The organism is Streptomyces swartbergensis, assembly GCF_002148965.1.
GTDB classification, from domain to species: Bacteria; Actinomycetota; Actinomycetes; order Streptomycetales; family Streptomycetaceae; genus Streptomyces; species Streptomyces swartbergensis.
In genome coordinates this window covers 1-640 of the sequence record NZ_NGFN01000849.1, presented here as the reverse complement: position 1 = coordinate 640, position 640 = coordinate 1, and the positions used below count along the sequence as shown (strand labels likewise).

The 640-nt window shown below is 71.7% G+C and carries 1 protein-coding gene; it reads left to right on the top strand.

Annotated features, from left to right (window positions below; genetic code table 11):
* Positions 1 to 124 precede the first annotated feature (124 nt).
* Positions 125 to 475 carry an STAS domain-containing protein gene (locus CA983_RS49785; RefSeq protein WP_086606196.1) on the top strand — a complete coding sequence of 117 codons (351 nt, stop codon included), beginning with the start codon at positions 125 to 127 and terminating at the stop codon, positions 473 to 475.
* Positions 476 to 640 lie beyond the last annotated feature (165 nt).

The following is a 640-nucleotide window of genomic DNA, read 5'->3' as shown; positions in this document are numbered from 1 at the left end:
GGTGCGGCGCGGGGCCGGGGCCGGGTGGGGGTGCATCCGCTGTGAGAAGCTCCCAGTACGGACGCCAGTGTGAGCCCCGGGGTGGCCCGTTGACTTGCCATCAGGCAGCCGGAACGCTGACGGTGTGAACAGCGCCCCAGGACAGCAGCCGGAAGAGCGGTTGCGCGTATCCAGCTCGGCGGTGGCCGGCCGCACGGTCGTGACGGTGGMGGGCGAGATAGRCCACCTGACCGCYCCTCGACTGGCAGACGAACTGAGGGCCGCCGTGCTCAGCGGTGCCCGGCGTGTCGAGGTSGACTGCAGCCGGGTCGGCTTCTGCGACTGCTCCGGGCTCGACGTYSTGCTGGCCGCCCGCCTCCACKGCCAKGATCGAGGGGTGGGTTTCTCCGTGTCCGARCCGGTGTCTGGCGCCGTGGCGCGGTTGTTYYAGTTGACGGATACGGACGCASTGCTGCTGGTGCCGCAAGCGGCGTGATCAACACGGGGGAAGCAGCCGGGCGCGTTCCGGCGAGCGGCCGGCACTGGGGGCGTAACGTGTGCGGTGCCCGGTGCGCTGTAACCGGAGGGCCGTGACTACGGCCCCGCAAGGCCCGATCCCCCCGTGCGGGTCATTGCTGCCGGGGCGGGCAGGTGCCATCCC